This is a genomic window from Acidisphaera sp. L21, from assembly GCF_009765685.1.
In the GTDB taxonomy this organism is placed as follows: domain Bacteria; phylum Pseudomonadota; class Alphaproteobacteria; order Acetobacterales; family Acetobacteraceae; genus LMUY01.
Window position 1 is genome coordinate 7,232 of the sequence record NZ_LMUY01000014.1, and the last position, 1,191, is coordinate 8,422.

General features: G+C 56.1%; 1 protein-coding gene. It reads left to right on the forward strand.

All coding sequences use genetic code 11. The features are described 5' to 3' along the window. Positions 1-121: 121 nt before the first annotated feature. The coding region (locus tag GSQ76_RS03100; protein WP_158742451.1) for a zinc-dependent alcohol dehydrogenase at positions 122-1,191 on the forward strand (1,070 nt) is incomplete at its 3' end.

Here is a 1,191-nt window from a genome sequence, read left to right on the forward strand (position 1 = left end):
GTTCCGAAAAGCCCCAGCCGAAGACCGCGCCGGCCAAGGCGAAACAGGCAGCCTAGTCTTACCCGGGCCCTCGAGTCCTCGAGGGCCCGGCTCCATTGTAGACAATTGAAGAAGAACGTTCATGAAAGCACTCACCTGGCAGGGTAAGGGGAAAATCACCTGCGAGAGCGTCCCCGATCCAATTATCGAACATGGCCAAGACGCGATCATCAAGGTCACGGCATGCGCCATCTGTGGTTCCGATTTGCACCTGATGGGCGGCTTCATGCCGACGATGGAGCATGGTGACATCCTTGGGCATGAGACTATGGGTGAGGTCATTGAAGTTGGTCGCGAGAATTCAAAGCTGAAGGTTGGCGACCGCATCGTTGTGCCATTCACGATTTGCTGTGGGGAATGCCGGCAATGCAAGTGGGGTAACTGGAGTTGCTGTGAACGCACAAACCCCAATGGTAAAATGCAAGCTGAGACGTTCGGCTATCCCCTTGCCGGCCTGTTTGGCTTCTCCCACATAACTGGTGGCTTTGCCGGCGGCCAAGCTGAATACCTGCGTGTCCCCTATTCGGATGTCGGCCCTATTAAAGTTCCGGATGGTTTGACGGACGAGCAAGTCCTTTTCCTCAGCGACATCTTCCCGACGGCATACCAAGCCGCGGAGCATTGCGAAATCACACCCGAAGACACCATCGCGGTTTGGGGTTGCGGCCCCGTCGGCGTCTTGGCGGTCAAGTCGTGCTTCCTATTGGGTGCAAAGAGGGTCATCGCGATCGATACTGTGCCGGAGAGGCTGGCGCTAGCCCGTCAAGCGGGTGCTGAAACAATCGATTTTGGCCAGCAAAATGTCCAGGAGACGATCATGGAGATGACCCATGGTCTTGGACCTGATGCGGTCATTGAAGCGGTTGGTATGGAAGCGCATGGCGCCGATACGCTGGCGCAGAAAGTCAGTTCCGCCGTAATGGCGGCTACAGTGAGCATGGAGCGTCCGTTCGCACTGAACCAAGCCATTCTAGCCTGTCGGCCCGGAGGCATTGTATCGATGCCAGGCGTGTTTGCTGGACCAGTTGGGCCAGTGGCATTAGGCGTCCTGATGAACAAAGGTCTGACGTTGAAAACGGGTCAGACGCATATGATCCGTTACCTACAGCCCTTGCTGGAGCGGATCCAAAATGGAGAAATCGATCCTTCATT